Origin of the sequence: Allofrancisella inopinata, assembly GCF_012222965.1 — a bacterium.
In the GTDB taxonomy this organism is placed as follows: Bacteria; Pseudomonadota; Gammaproteobacteria; order Francisellales; family Francisellaceae; genus Francisella; species Francisella inopinata.
Map to the genome: position 1 here is coordinate 1,000,858 of NZ_CP038241.1, position 13,967 is coordinate 1,014,824.

The following is a 13,967-nucleotide window of genomic DNA, read 5'->3' on the forward strand; positions in this document are numbered from 1 at the left end:
AAGGATTTTTTTAAATGTCTGAACAAGAGCAAAAAGAAACTTTCTTTGAATTTCCTTGTCAATTTCCTATAAAAATCATGGCAAATCCTCAAAAAGAAACTGTTGAATTTGTATTGGGTGTTTTTGAGAAGTATGTACCCAATCATGACAAAATTGACTTTAAAACAAAAGAAAGTAAAACAGGAAAGTATATATCTATCACAGCCATCTTTGAGGCTAATAGTAAAGAGCAGTTAGATAATATATACAAAGAAATATCTGCTTACCCTGAAGTACATATGGTTTTATAAAGACACCCACATTAATATAAAGTCTGATCCATTATGACCCCTTTATAAACAAGGGTAACTAGGAATATTAAACTAATATTGTCGTGCTCGCGAAGGTAGGCATCTTTTTAAGTAATTTATATATATGAAAATAACTAAAAAAAATCTTCAATTACAAGAATACTCGAAAGTTTTTGAGGATATGATCACTTTTACCGAAAACCGTACCAATGAAACCACTGATGAGATTTGGTTGGTTGAACACCCTGCTGTTTTTACACAAGGAAAACATGGTAAACCTGAGCATATCTTAAACCTACATAATATACCTATAGTTAACACAGATAGAGGTGGTCAAGTTACATATCATGGACCTGGGCAAGCTGTGATTTATTTTTTACTTGATATAAAAAGAAGTAAATTTGGAGCCAAAAAACTAGTCTCTATAGTAGAAGAGGCTTGCATAAACATGTTAGCTAAATATTATAACTTGCAAGCTCATACAATTGAAAATGCTCATGGAATCTACATTAGCAATAAAAAAGTAGCCTCCTTAGGACTTAGGATTAAGCAAGGTAAAACTTATCATGGTATAGCTATCAATACAAATATGGATTTAACCCCTTTTAGTTATATCAATCCATGTGGCTATAATGGTTTACAAATGTGCCAGATAGCAGACTTTGACGATGCAATTTTTGTTGAAAAAGTACAGGAACAATATTATCAAGAATTTGTAAAATTATTAGAAAACATACAAGAATTTGTAAGTACTGATATTCAATAACCAATTTATCCACATTTTACTTATTAAAAATAAATAATAGCTATTAAAAACTACTGATATGTTGTTTAAAAACATTGTCGTACACTTGCCCCATTTATAAGTATGATGAAAATAAGCAAGGAAAATTCATGAATTTAATTAAAATTATCAGTGGAATATAAGAACTAAAGTGGAAAAATATAGAAACTGATAAATCTAGAAACAGTAATAATATTGTAACTTTACGCACTATCCGAGATGCGATACTTGATTTAAATAAACAAATAAATAAACGAATAAAATCTAGCAGTGATTATGATTCAGAACACGAGAGTAGTTTAAACCTCGCACCCTGCCGACACTATGTTACCCAGCTTGATGCTTACACAAGCAGTATTGATTATAAATTATTTAAAGATAATGTAGGACTTCGAAGCTTAGTTTTATCAATATCAGATATTACTTCAAACCCTTCTCTGCCTGCTCCAGCAAGTAAACTTAACACTCTAAGTGGCTTGACACAACATTACGTAAGTACTGCAGAAACTTACTATAACACAAAAAATGCAAACATTAAACAACCTCAATCAAGTCACATTAATTATTATCAAGCCTTAGAAACTATTGATCGTAGTTTTGTGTTCTTATTGGACGCGTTATTAGAAAATAAAGAAAAATATCTAGATGTTTACCAAAATTTAGAATTATTCAAAATATTATCTTTTTACACCACCTTAGTTTTACACAATGATATAGAAGTACTTAAAACAATATCCCAAGATAGCTCTAATCTACTTCTGAATCCAATGACAACGACAGAATATATTAGAACAAGATTACCAGAATTAAAAGAAGAAATTGGAGAACTTGTAAATCATTATGCAGAAACGAAAAAAAAATATGAGTATAACAATATTTTCGGGATCGGCTACTCTCAACAAGAAAAATTTTCTGCTTTAAACAAATTATATACACTAATCGGAAAAAAACAAACTAATTATAATTATGACACTAGTTCTAGTATTTTTAAATTGGATGAAAAAGATAAGTGTATCCTAAAAAACGGAAAAACGGGCCAGAAGCTTGAATCTTTAGCTGCAAGGTATGGCTTATTGAGCCTTGATAATTTATTAGCTCTACTATAAAAGATTTTTATAGATTAAATTCTCATAAAATCAGCATGAATAAGCTTAACTTTGTACGGGTGTCTTTGTAAAGCTTTGATAATAACTTTTTCTTCTTTACCATCTATATCTAAAACCACTTCGCTTGAAAAAAATATTTTATCTTCAGTAGCATGTAAAAGTTTATCATGATCCATAACTATAGATATTGCTTCTTTTTCACCACCATATATAACTGCTGGAATTTTACCAGCACTTCTTAGACGGCGGCTCGCACCTGTTCCTAAATCTTCTCTTTTTTGTGCTTTTAAAACAAAATTTGTCATTTTTTATTCCTTATTTTTTAAACAAACAATTAAATGCTAACCTATGCGACCCTAGATTAGCTGAGCTATTGTATTAAATTAAGAACTATAATTCAAGTTTAAAAGCTTAATCTACCAAGCCATCCGTACGGAAGATATCGCTTACAGATTCTTCACCATTCGTTTTCTCTATTATCTGAGCTAGTAAAGGAGCTAATGAAATAACCTTTATTTTATTACAGTCTTGAGCATTTATCTTAAGTGGGATTGAATCAGTAACTATAAGCTCATCTATAGCTGAGTTTTCGATATTTTTAATCGCATCACCAGAGAGCAAAGGATGAACACAGAAAGCTGTTACCTTAGCTGCACCACCTTTATCAACCAAAGCCTGAGCTGCTTGGCATATGGTACCACCTGTATCCATTATGTCATCGACTAAAATGCAATGTTTCCCATCCACCTCTCCTATTATATTCATAACTTCAGCAACATTCGGTTTGGGTCTTCTTTTATCTACTACTGCTATCTCCACTCCTAAATTTTTAGCTACTGATCTGGCTCTAACCACACCACCCATATCAGGAGAGACTATTTTAATGTTTTCATATTTTGACGGGTTTTTACGCACATATTCTAAAAATATTTTTGTAGCAAAAGCATTATCAAAAGGTATGTCAAAAAAACCCTGAATTTGCTCAGCGTGAATATCCACTGACAGTATTCTATCAAGACCAACTGCTTGAAGCATATTTGCAACTACTTTTGCTGAAATTGGAACCCTAGCAGATTTTGACCTTCTATCTTGTCTAGCATAACCAAAATATGGTAAAACTGCTGTTACCCTTTCAGCTGATGATCTTTTTAATGCATCAACCAATAAAATAAGTTCCATTAAATTATCTGCTGGTGGACAAGTTGACTGTATTACGAATATGTCTTTACCACGAACATTTTCATTTAACACAACGTGTATTTCACCATCTTTAAACCTATCAACTGTTGCATTACCAAGAGTTGCTCCTAATTCTTTTGCAACCTCATTGGCAAGCTTTCTTGACGCATTACCACTAAAAATCATCAAATCATCAGACATTTATAAAAAACCTCAATATACTTACACACCACAAAACTAATTTTAATGCTTTTTAAAAACATTAAAAGCTAAAACCTCAAATTTTAATGAAATATTTTTATTGAGTTTTTTCTATTATTTGCTCCTGTCTAATTTATATGATACAAATTTGGACCCAGTTTTTATAGTAAAAATACTGCAAGATTTGGAACAAAAGCAGTATAGCTAAACTACAAGATACTATTACTGATAGAGTTGGCCAGCCCAAAAATATAGCGCTACTTATATCACAAACTACGCTTACTAAAGATAGTGTTAAAAAAATTATACTAAATCCTTCAGCTTGTTTTTGACGATAATTTTTATATATTTGTGGTAACCAATATATGTTATAGATAACTCCACTTATCGACCCTAATACTAGCAAATACTTAGAATCGAGGTTTTTATATAAAGCTACAGATATTACTAACAATAAAAATGTTATTATAAATACTGTATGTGCAGCTATATATTTGTTTTTTCTATCATTTAAAATTTGAAATTGTTGAATAACTAAAAAACTTAATAAAATAATATCTACTAATACATATTGCCATTGTAAACTAAAACCTACAGCATATATCAAATCAAAAGAGTTTGCTAAAATCATTAAAGAATGTGTCCACAAGCTTATCTCAAAAGTTTTATGTTTAAACTGATTATGAACCATCTGAGGCAAGAAATGCACAAAATATATTATTAGAGAAATATTTAAAGTTATAAAGCCTATGTTCTGCACTAAGATTCTCCTATTATTATTTAATAGGAATTTGCATGATCTTAGCCTTTCTACCAAAGGGTACCAAACAAACTCCCTACGCTAATACTAATTAGATCAGGTACAAAGGGTATATCTCAGCTATTACTAATAAATTTATAAATAGCACCCCTGTTGTAAGCACTAATATAACATAAATAAAAAAGTATTTACATCCAGAAAGTGGCTGTTGCTTGAGATTATAAGATTTGAAGTATAAATTTACTTACTCCAATGAGCATTTCCTCTAAGATAAACTGGAAACGTTTCTTGTGTTAGCTTACTGTTTTGTTTTTGTAAAAGATATTGCCTGTAAACATAGTCAATTAAATTACTAACATCAAGCTTAAAATCTGTTATCTCCGGTACCAGTTTTATTTGTTCGATAGTCTCACCCACCAAACTAAATCCTTGATACAATTCAGCTGAATACTCTTGTAGCTTATAAACATTCTCTAAAAACACATCATCAGTTTTTTTATTGTACAAGCCTAAATAAAAATCTCCCATTTTAGCATCTAAAACTACTGCTACTTTATCTGAATTAGTAGACATACTTTTTGCAATAGCAAACATACTTGAGAAACCTACTATAGGAATATCCAACCCAACTGCAAAAGCCTGAGCCACAGCAGCTGCTAAACGTACTCCTACAAAACTTCCAGGTCCTACACCGTACGCTATAAAATCTAGGTTTTTTTTATCAATACCTGCACTTTCAAAAACTTCTTTTATCATCTCTAAAAGAAATTTATTATGCTGACGAGGAATATATTTTGTATTAGAATAATTCCTATTTTTAACTCTAAGTGCTACCGAACAATAAGCACTTGCAGTGTCCAAAATTAAAAAATTCATATAAATTCAACCTCGGCTGAGCAACCTTTTTCTTAATAATTTGAAGCACATATTAAAAAACTGGTAAATATGATACAGAATATTGAATGGTCTCACTAAATTTAAAATATTGCAATATTATTTAATAAACTAACTTTCTTTTTTACTCCCTTCTGAGATGGGTTAGCTAACTTGTTTGAATTACTATAACTCAATCCTTATTTGTGTAAGACTCTTTTATCTAATATTTTAGAGCTTGCTGTGGGAGTTACCATATCCTTATAGTTCTATCCCTTGAACCACTAATTATTCTCCCATCTGGTAACGATGTTAATGCTGTAATCCAATGTCCATGACCACTTAATATAATAGGGTTTGTTGGATCATTTAAATCCCATACTCTTATAGTACCATCTACTGATCCACTTACTATTCTCTCATCTAGTAACGATGTTAATACTGTAACACGGCCTCCTTGTCTGCCCAGTATGACAGGGTTTGTTGGGTCGTTTAAATCCCATACTCCTATATTACTCTCCTCTGACCCGCTTACAACTCTCCCATCTGGTAACGATGTTAACGCTGTAATCCAATGTCCATGACCACTTAATATAATAGGGTTTGTTGGATCATTTAAATTCCATACTCTTATAGTTTTACTGCCTGATACGCCGCCTATTCTCCCATCTGGTAACAATATTATTTCTGAAACCCAAACCCAAGGTTTATGTTCCATTAACATGATAGAGTTTGTAGGTCTTATTGGACTATTTAAATCCCATATTCTTATAGTACTAGCCTCTGATAAACTGCCTATCATTCCATCTGGTAATAAGATTAACTTCCTAAGCCAATCTTCATGTCCTGTTAATATGGTAGGATTGGTGGGACTATTTAAATTCCATATTCTTATAGTTCCGTCTGCTGACCCGCTTACTATTCTCCCATCTGGTAACGCTAATAATGAAGTTATAATCCTATTATTATGCCCTGTTAATATGATAGGGTTTGTGGGGTCATTTAAATTCCATACTCTTATAGTACCATCTACTGATCCACTTACTATTCTCCCATCTGGTAACGCCAATAATGAAGTTATACTATTGTAATGTCCTGTCAATATGATAGGATTTTGCTCATTTATTGGTAATAGTGGTAAAGGAGGTAGTACTTTAGAACTTAACTTACATATTATTCTAAAGGTTCTATAACTTGAACTATCTAAATATTCACATATCAAAGGTAATAATTGTTTTGGTATAAATAAACTTTTTTTACTATTAATTTCATCTACTAAATCGGAGGATGGTACTCCAGCACAATTTATAAGCTGAGTTCTATTTAAACGATGTACGTATACAGTATATAGCCTTTTAAGTTCAGATTTTATTTTACTATGTATTTCTTCTAATTCTTGATCAACTATTTCATTATTTTTGAGATTTTTTATTGTTTTTAAAAGATCACTAACTTTAGTTATAGCAATTGAAGGATTAGATACTCCTTCATAAGCTGGATCTTTATATAACAGACTGTATATTTCAGTAGTAGTTTTTTCCTTATAAGCTTCATCAATTGGCTGGCTTGGCTCATAATTAGATAACATTGTTACAACTATAGATATAGTTCTATACCAGTAAATATCAAACTCTTCGTCAGTCATAAATATCTCCTCCTTTTAAGAAAATACCTGCTTACTCCTATCAAAGGTGGCTTTTGATTTTAATATTTCCATTATATCTCCAACTTGCTGAAGGTTTTTACATATTTACAGCAAAATCAGTAGATTTTAATTATAAATTTTTGCAAAACTAAATATAAAACCCAGAAAACTTTAACTTGTCAAACCCAATGATGAAATCACGTTTTATACCAATTCCAACATAAATTGTTGCATTTATCCCAAAGGAGTTTATGACTAATTTAAGTTTTTGATGTGCAGGCAATAGCAGTGGATATTGGCAAATATTAAAGGATTAAATTGGTATTATCTATGTTTAGAAGGTATAAGAAACTTTTGCATTCTTATAAAGAAAGGGACTGTTGCAAAACAACAGTGTATTCAGCCAATAACTTGTTTAACTTGATAATTTTTATCTAAAATAACAAATTCAGCATCAAAACCTACTTTAAGTTGTCCTTTCTTTAAACCTAAAGATTTTGCCTGATTTGTACTAGTCATTTTCACAGCTTCAAAAAGCTCACAACCTGAAAATTTTAGCATATTAGCTAATGCTTTATTCATAGTTAGTACACTACCTGCTAAAACACCATTTTCTAACCTTGCTTGATTATGTTTAACAATAACTTTTTGCCCACCAAGCTCAAATATACCCTCTCCTGCTGCTTGAGCTGACATAGCATCTGTAATTAATGCTATATTATCGCTTCCTTTAATCTCATATGCAAATTTGACTGTATCTGGGTGAAGATGAATACCATCAACTATAAGCTCAACTAAGACTTTTTTAGACATTAAAAGTGCTGTAGCTGCACCTGGATTTCGGTGATCTATAGAGCTCATTGCATTAAAAAGATGTGTTGCATGACTACAACCTTGATCTATAGCTTTCAAGGCTTGCGCCATCGTACAATTAGTATGCCCTATTGAACTAATTATTTTTTGACTATTACAGTATTCTATAACCGCATTAGCATTTTCAATTTCTGGAGCAATAGTTATTTTTTTTATTAAATTATTAGATGCTTTATGCCATTTAGCCAACTTATCGATATCTGCCCCTTGCAGGTAATTAGGGTTTTGAGCACCAATTTTGCCAGCTGAAATAAATGGTCCCTCTAAATGCACTCCTAACATTTTTGCTGTATCTGTATGCTCAAGCTTATTATATTGAGCTATAACTTGCATAGCTTTTGTAATATGCTCATCTGATGCTGTCATCGTAGTTGCAAGATAGCTTGTAACACCTTGGGTATATATAGATTTTGAAATAGTTTCTAGTGCCTCAACACTAGCGTCCATAACATCAGCTCCTTTTGAGCCATGGATATGAATATCTATAAATCCCGGTATCACAAAATCACTAGCTAAAAGTTGTAACACAGGCAAATTGTAGTTACTTTGTTTTATATCTTCTGCAATAGTTTCAATAACATTATTTCGAACAACTATATCCTTATACTCAAATGCTCTATCATTATAAATCTTAGCTCCTTTGAGAATATAACTTTGCATAAAAAAACACTAATAGGTAAAATCTTTACTTATATTAACCAAATTTACAGCTTTTATCTACAATGTTACATTGGTTTCCTGGTCATATGCACAAAGCGACCAAAGAGTTTCGCAAAAAAATGCCATCTATAGATATAGCTATAGAAATAGTTGATGCACGTATTCCAGATTCAAGTAGCAACCACGTTTTAGAGCAAATAGTTGGTGATAAACCTATCATAAAAATACTTTCTAAAAATGATTTAGCAGATCCTAATGTAACTAAATTATGGTTAAATTACTATAAAGGTAATGCTATAGCTGTTAATACTCTAACGGATAAAAATATAGTAAAAAAAATCCTTGACCTTGCCCAAAAGAAACTACCTAATAGAGGAACTGTATTAAAACCTATACGTGCAATAATATTTGGCTTACCCAATGTAGGTAAATCGACCATGATAAACAAATTTGCTGGCAGAAAAGTTGCAAAAACTGGTAACGAGCCAGCTGTCACAAAGCTTCAGCAACGTATAGATATCCACAAAGGCTTTACAATATTTGACACGCCTGGAATTATGTTTCCAAGTCCTAAAAGTGAAGCTAGCGGCTTTAGAATCGCTAGTATAGGGTCGATTAGAGATACAGCTATGGACTATGAGTCAACAGCTTGTTTTTTAATAGATTTTTTGCTTAAACATAATCCTAAAGCTTTTCTCTACCGTTATGATGGCATCAACATTGATCAAAAACACCCTCAAGAAATACTAAAAGAAATAGCTAATACTAAAACTAACCTCAATATTAAGCAAGCTGCTAAAAATATAGTTCATGACTATAGAAACGGATATTTTGGTAGATTATCTCTTGAAGACCCTGAAACAGCTATACTTGAAAAAGAGCAGCTACAACTAAAACAACAAGATATTATAAATTAACTCTTAAATGTGATATCAAGCTATTATATAATCTAATAAGTATACTTATTTGTAACTTGTATTTATGTTTGACAAAGGTAACTCTACTAAGGTGCCAAAAAAGATAGGTCCTATAATATTAACAAAAAAAAATATCCTCAGAGCTTTTATTGCTATAGGGCTTATATTAGTTTTTATTAGTGGGCTTAACAAGTACTTTAGCTATAAGCATCAAGTTTTCTTAGAACAATATTCTACAGCTATAGCTGATATACAAAACAAAAATGAACAAGGATATAACCAAGCATATAAAATTTTAAAAAAAATAGCTGATTCAGATAAAGCAACAAAAAAAGATTATTATTACTTAGGCTATATATATCAGTATGGCTTAGCTACGAAAAAAGATTATTTCCAAGCGTATAAGTATTATCAAAAAGCCATTGATGATAAGAACCCTGAAGTTTACTATCAGCTAGCCATCTTATATAAAGATGGGCAAGGTGTTAATAAAAACGATGAAAAAGCTATTAGCTATTTTACAAAAGCGTATAACTTAGGTAATACAAAAGTCTTAATACCTTTAGATAAATTGCTCGAATCCAATCAAAAGCTTATTCCTGAGGTAGAACCTAAGCTTTTATTTGAGTTATACTTAGCATATAAAGATGGTAAAATTCTAAAGACTAACAGTAGCAACCTAAAAGACAAATTCTTACTTGCTGCTATTTCTAAAGGCTATGAACCAGCTTTAGTTATTCAAGCTGAAGATCTTGCTAAAAATGGAGATAGTAACCAAGCTTTAACACTATGGAAAACTTTACTTTACAGCTCTAATCCTAAAATCTCTGCGTTAGCAAAGTCAAAAATACCAGAACTCCAAAATGTAATTCAAAAGCATAATAAAGAGGAAGCTCTTATAAAAAGGTCTTTACAAAAAAAACAATTTATAGAAGACTTATTAAAAAAAAGAGCCATTCAGAAACACATAAAATACAAAAGACAAATTGGTTTATCTATACCAAAAAGACAAATTGAAAACCTAACCGGTTTAATGTACTTAAATTTATCTAATATAAACAAAGATTTCTTAGTAAACTTTCATAAAGAGATTGCTGATATATATTTTAATAATAGTCTTCTACCCAGCCCAACTAATTTGGATATAAGTTACACAAATAAACTCTTAGAATTAGCAAAGCTTAAACATAATAAGTCTTCTCTATGGTTTAACTTCGAAAGCCAAACTGATGATAACAAATATGAAGGTTTAGTTTATTACCTCTATAATGATAAAAATCAATACTCCCAAGACTTACTTAATATGATAATTATGCAAAAGCCCAAACCGTCTTCACTAATACCTAATATTGGTACTTTTGCGTTAAATAATAGACCCATACCTGATCTAATAACGTCTGCTCCTACCTTAAATTCTGAAGATATCAAAAAGCCAATAGAACTATCACATGAAGAAAAGATCCAAAGAATAGCGATATTTGCTCAAAAAGGAGATTACAAAGAATTTAATAAATTAGAAGAAGCTGCTGATGCTGGAGATGTATACGCTATTTATTACCTTGGTAAATATTATTATGAAGAAAAAGAATATACTGAAGCTTTAAAATATTTTAATAAAGCTGCTGACGCTGGATACGGTAAAGCATATTACGAATTAGCTAACCTCTACTATAATGAAGAGCAAAATAGCGTCCCATATAATGAAGAAAAAGCTATTAAATACTACCAAAAAGCTGCTGAATTAGGGATACGTAACGCTAAAAGTATACTGATGCTAATTGAATCAAATAAATAATATTCTTATATCAAATTTCTTGGTTATTATACACAGCATTAATATGCTATTTAAGACATTGAATAAAATCAGCTTAAGTAGTAAGATTCTAAAAATTAATTTGAAAGCCTAAAAGGATGTTAGATGCTGGATTTAACCCCAGACGAGTTTTATAACGAAATTACCAAAAAAAACATTGGTGTATATACTAAACAAGAACAGACTAAACTACAAAATAGTAAAATAATAATATTTGGTTTAGGTGGAGTTGGCGGTATGCAAGCAATACTATGTGCTAGAAGTGGTATAGGGCATATAAGTGGAGTCGACCCTGATACTTTTGAACTATCTAACATCAATCGCCAAATGATAGCCATGTCATCAACCATGGGTAAGTATAAAAGCCAATCAACAGAGCAATACCTCAAAGATATTAATCCTTTCCTTAGTACAAATTTTCATAATATAAAAGTTACAGAGGAAAATGTTGATGAACTAATACAAGGTCATGATCTTGTACTAGAAGCTCTTGATGATATGCCATCAAGAATAGTTGTCCATCGTGCTGCTAAAAAATTTAAAATACCTAGTATCTCAATGTCAGGAAGTCCACCACATCGTGGGTTTGTATCCTCATTTTTCCCAGATGGGGTATCATATGAAGACGCACTTAATATACCTACTAAAGGTAAACCCATGTCTGACCCAGAAGTGGCAAATTTTGTTTATGATATAAAAAAGAAAAGAGCTTTATATTCTGTTACAAAAGGTGCTCCCCAACAATGGGCGGATGATTTCTGTAACGGTAAAGCTGGTTGGATAATAACACCAATAAGAGCTAGCCTTATTGCCTCTTTTAGCTGTCATGAAGCTATACAGATATTAATAGGACAAAAACCGCTAGCTGCCGCTCCTAAAGGTATATATATAGACATGGATAACCTAACAAAACCTGTTCAGGTAATAAATCCAGAGGATGGATTTTGGGAAGCATATAAAATATAGATAAAGGGATTAATTCATGGAAAATATTGAAAAACAGATCTACGCAAGGAACATAGGTATAATTACTGATCAAGAACAAACCAGGTTAAAAAATTCTAAGGTTACTGTAATAGGTGCTGGCGGAGTTGGTGGTATTACATTAATTAGCTTAGCTAGAATGGGTTTTGGAAATATCCAAGTAATAGACGGCGATGAGTTTGAGTACTCAAATATTAATCGACAAATGTTATCAGGTGTATCACGTATCGGCAAAAATAAAGCTCAATGTGCCAAAGAAACGATACTAGATATCAACCCAAACATAAATGTTACCGTTCGCCAAGAAATGATGACTGAGGGTAATATAGAGGAAATTATAACTGGTTCTGATCTGGTAATAGATGCTACCGATAATCTTGTTAGTAGAGTAATTATTCACAGAGCTGCTCAAAAGCTAAAAACACATTCTATTTGGATAGCTGTAACTCCCCCATTTAGAGGAGGGGTAATGGTTTTTTCTGATAGGACTCCTGCATATGAGCTTGTATTAAGTCATCCATCATATAGCAAAAAGCTAACAGAAGAAGTAAAAAAAGAAATATCTGCTATTAAAGATAGACGTGCAAAAATTTCTGTAGAGCATGGGGCTCTTGTTGGCTGGGCAGATTCATATATAAATGGTAATGCGCCATGGGCTGTTATCTGTCCTATTGCAAATATTGTTGGTATTTGTGCTAGTTTTGAAGCCTTTAAAATAATCCTAAACCGTAAAACTCTAAAACCAACTTACGCTCCAAACCTACTTAAAATAGATATGTCTAAACCAGTTATGATAGAAGAGGTAACTCCAGAAAATGGAACTTGGGATAATGCTGAACTTTAAAAAATCCTATAAAATACTTGTCTTTGCATTGGTTTGCTTAATATTTGTAATAATAATTGCATCTATAAGTAAACACAGTAAAGCTTCTAATGTGATGTCATCAGATTACTATATTAACTATAACAATAAAAAAATTCATTTAACAGAGAAGAAATTCTCTACTGGAGATACTAAAGGTGTGATTATGCTTATAAACCCTTTAAGTATACCATCTATAGTTGCTTTCGATATTCCAAATTATTCTCTTATGGATTCACTAGCTAAAAATGGCTATGATGTTTGGGCTATAGATTTTATCGGTGAAGGTAAATCCTCTTACCCTAAAGTAATGCAAATAGATCCAGCTCCAAAAGGTACTTACCCACTACAAGCAACCCAAGCTATAAAACAACTAGATAAAGCTATAGATTTTGTACTTAACAAAACCCATCAAAAGAATATGGCTATATTAGGCTGGTCTTGGGGATCAGTAGTCGCAGCTATGTATGCAACTGAAAATCCATATAAAGTGAGCCATCTGGTTTTATACGGGTCAATGTATTGCTCTCGTCTAGAAAAAACTATAGAACCAATGTTTATCAGACCATTTGCTGGTAAAAATGATGAGTTTAATGAAGAGTTGCCAGACTATCAAAACATAACTTGGGAAATGATTAAACAACACTGGCAAATGATGCTAAAAGATGATAAATCTATTGTTAGTGATCAAACTATTAATCAAATTGGAAAAGCGTATATTAATATAGATCCTGCCCCATATATTCCAGATAGTTTACGTCGCCCTATGGGACCTATGAAAGATTTATATTCTATATGGAATGGTATACCAGTATATGATATTTCAAAACTAACAACTCCTACATTAGTCATTTATGGTGACCAGGATTTGTTTGCTGATAGAGAGTTGTATGAGAAGCTAGTTAATGTGAAAATTAAACAAAAAGTAGAAATAAAACACGCCACACACTGGCTAATTTATGAAAAAACTCGTGACCAATTTATACAAAATGTATTAAACTTTTTAGGTAAGAAATAGTT

At 31.5% G+C, this 13,967-nt stretch carries 14 protein-coding genes and 1 riboswitch; of the genes, 8 read left to right on the plus strand and 6 right to left on the minus strand.

Going from position 1 to position 13,967, the window contains the following annotated elements; translation table 11 throughout:
* Positions 1-14: 14 nt before the first annotated feature.
* The 3 genes from E4K63_RS04525 (at position 15) to E4K63_RS04535 (ending at position 2,180) form a co-directional block, all read left to right on the plus strand.
* Positions 15-290: a YbeD family protein gene (locus E4K63_RS04525; protein ID WP_133941636.1), complete on the plus strand. Its 276-nt coding sequence runs from the start codon at positions 15-17 to the stop codon at positions 288-290.
* A gap of 124 nt (positions 291-414) precedes the next feature.
* Positions 415-1,056, plus strand: a complete 642-nt coding sequence (lipB, locus tag E4K63_RS04530; protein ID WP_133941638.1) for a lipoyl(octanoyl) transferase LipB — start codon at positions 415-417, stop codon at positions 1,054-1,056.
* Between the two features lie 494 nt (positions 1,057-1,550).
* Positions 1,551-2,180, plus strand: coding sequence for a hypothetical protein (locus tag E4K63_RS04535; RefSeq protein ID WP_179965691.1), 630 nt, complete (start codon positions 1,551-1,553; stop codon positions 2,178-2,180).
* 14 nt (positions 2,181-2,194) lie between these two features.
* Here E4K63_RS04535 and rplY read toward each other — a convergent pair whose 3' ends face one another.
* The 6 genes from rplY to nagA form a co-directional block, all read right to left on the minus strand.
* The gene (gene rplY, locus E4K63_RS04540) at positions 2,195-2,485 is read right to left on the minus strand and encodes a 50S ribosomal protein L25 (protein WP_133941642.1); all 291 of its coding nucleotides are present in this window, start codon (positions 2,483-2,485) and stop codon (positions 2,195-2,197) included.
* Positions 2,486-2,591: 106 nt separating this feature from the next.
* Entirely contained in the window at positions 2,592-3,560 is a 969-nt protein-coding gene (locus E4K63_RS04545) for a ribose-phosphate pyrophosphokinase (RefSeq protein WP_133941644.1), read from the minus strand.
* Positions 3,561-3,693: 133 nt separating this feature from the next.
* The gene (locus E4K63_RS04550; RefSeq protein WP_133941646.1) at positions 3,694-4,320 is read right to left on the minus strand and encodes a PQ-loop repeat-containing protein; all 627 of its coding nucleotides are present in this window, start codon (positions 4,318-4,320) and stop codon (positions 3,694-3,696) included.
* A gap of 55 nt (positions 4,321-4,375) precedes the next feature.
* Positions 4,376-4,482: riboswitch (TPP riboswitch) on the minus strand.
* Positions 4,483-4,560: 78 nt separating this feature from the next.
* Entirely contained in the window at positions 4,561-5,196 is a 636-nt protein-coding gene (tsaB, locus tag E4K63_RS04555) for a tRNA (adenosine(37)-N6)-threonylcarbamoyltransferase complex dimerization subunit type 1 TsaB (protein WP_133941648.1), read from the minus strand.
* Positions 5,197-5,443: 247 nt separating this feature from the next.
* Positions 5,444-6,838, minus strand: a complete 1,395-nt coding sequence (locus E4K63_RS04560; RefSeq protein WP_133941649.1) for a WD40 repeat domain-containing protein — start codon at positions 6,836-6,838, stop codon at positions 5,444-5,446.
* A 399-nt stretch (positions 6,839-7,237) separates the two neighbouring features.
* A complete protein-coding gene (nagA, locus tag E4K63_RS04565; protein ID WP_133941651.1) occupies positions 7,238-8,371 on the minus strand; it encodes an N-acetylglucosamine-6-phosphate deacetylase in 1,134 nt (377 codons plus the stop codon).
* Positions 8,372-8,433: 62 nt separating this feature from the next.
* Here nagA and ylqF point away from each other — a divergent pair, with 62 nt between their 5' ends.
* The 5 genes from ylqF (at position 8,434) to E4K63_RS04590 (ending at position 13,965) form a co-directional block, all read left to right on the plus strand.
* Complete coding sequence (gene ylqF / locus E4K63_RS04570; RefSeq protein ID WP_133941653.1) at positions 8,434-9,288, plus strand: ribosome biogenesis GTPase YlqF; 855 nt, start codon at positions 8,434-8,436, stop codon at positions 9,286-9,288.
* A 64-nt stretch (positions 9,289-9,352) separates the two neighbouring features.
* The gene (locus tag E4K63_RS04575) at positions 9,353-11,083 is read left to right on the plus strand and encodes a tetratricopeptide repeat protein (protein WP_133941655.1); all 1,731 of its coding nucleotides are present in this window, start codon (positions 9,353-9,355) and stop codon (positions 11,081-11,083) included.
* A 123-nt stretch (positions 11,084-11,206) separates the two neighbouring features.
* The gene (locus tag E4K63_RS04580; RefSeq protein ID WP_133941657.1) at positions 11,207-12,067 is read left to right on the plus strand and encodes a HesA/MoeB/ThiF family protein; all 861 of its coding nucleotides are present in this window, start codon (positions 11,207-11,209) and stop codon (positions 12,065-12,067) included.
* Positions 12,068-12,083: 16 nt separating this feature from the next.
* Positions 12,084-12,929 carry a HesA/MoeB/ThiF family protein gene (locus tag E4K63_RS04585; protein WP_133941659.1) on the plus strand — a complete coding sequence of 282 codons (846 nt, stop codon included), beginning with the start codon at positions 12,084-12,086 and terminating at the stop codon, positions 12,927-12,929.
* The gene (locus E4K63_RS04590) at positions 12,916-13,965 is read left to right on the plus strand and encodes an alpha/beta hydrolase (protein ID WP_166666895.1); all 1,050 of its coding nucleotides are present in this window, start codon (positions 12,916-12,918) and stop codon (positions 13,963-13,965) included. Before E4K63_RS04585 ends, E4K63_RS04590 begins: the two co-directional genes overlap by 14 nt.
* The last annotated feature ends 2 nt before the right edge of the window (positions 13,966-13,967 follow it).

Coding starts and splice junctions, on each gene's coding strand:
- tsaB (WP_133941648.1), bottom strand. CDS start 5,196: ATGAATTTTTTAATTTTGGACACTGCAAGTGCTTATTGTTCGGTAGCA.
- E4K63_RS04545 (WP_133941644.1), bottom strand. CDS start 3,560: ATGTCTGATGATTTGATGATTTTTAGTGGTAATGCGTCAAGAAAGCTT.
- rplY (WP_133941642.1), bottom strand. CDS start 2,485: ATGACAAATTTTGTTTTAAAAGCACAAAAAAGAGAAGATTTAGGAACA.
- lipB (WP_133941638.1), top strand. CDS start 415: ATGAAAATAACTAAAAAAAATCTTCAATTACAAGAATACTCGAAAGTT.
- E4K63_RS04575 (WP_133941655.1), top strand. CDS start 9,353: ATGTTTGACAAAGGTAACTCTACTAAGGTGCCAAAAAAGATAGGTCCT.
- E4K63_RS04580 (WP_133941657.1), top strand. CDS start 11,207: ATGCTGGATTTAACCCCAGACGAGTTTTATAACGAAATTACCAAAAAA.
- E4K63_RS04560 (WP_133941649.1), bottom strand. CDS start 6,838: ATGACTGACGAAGAGTTTGATATTTACTGGTATAGAACTATATCTATA.
- nagA (WP_133941651.1), bottom strand. CDS start 8,371: ATGCAAAGTTATATTCTCAAAGGAGCTAAGATTTATAATGATAGAGCA.
- E4K63_RS04585 (WP_133941659.1), top strand. CDS start 12,084: ATGGAAAATATTGAAAAACAGATCTACGCAAGGAACATAGGTATAATT.
- E4K63_RS04525 (WP_133941636.1), top strand. CDS start 15: ATGTCTGAACAAGAGCAAAAAGAAACTTTCTTTGAATTTCCTTGTCAA.
- E4K63_RS04590 (WP_166666895.1), top strand. CDS start 12,916: ATGCTGAACTTTAAAAAATCCTATAAAATACTTGTCTTTGCATTGGTT.
- ylqF (WP_133941653.1), top strand. CDS start 8,434: ATGTTACATTGGTTTCCTGGTCATATGCACAAAGCGACCAAAGAGTTT.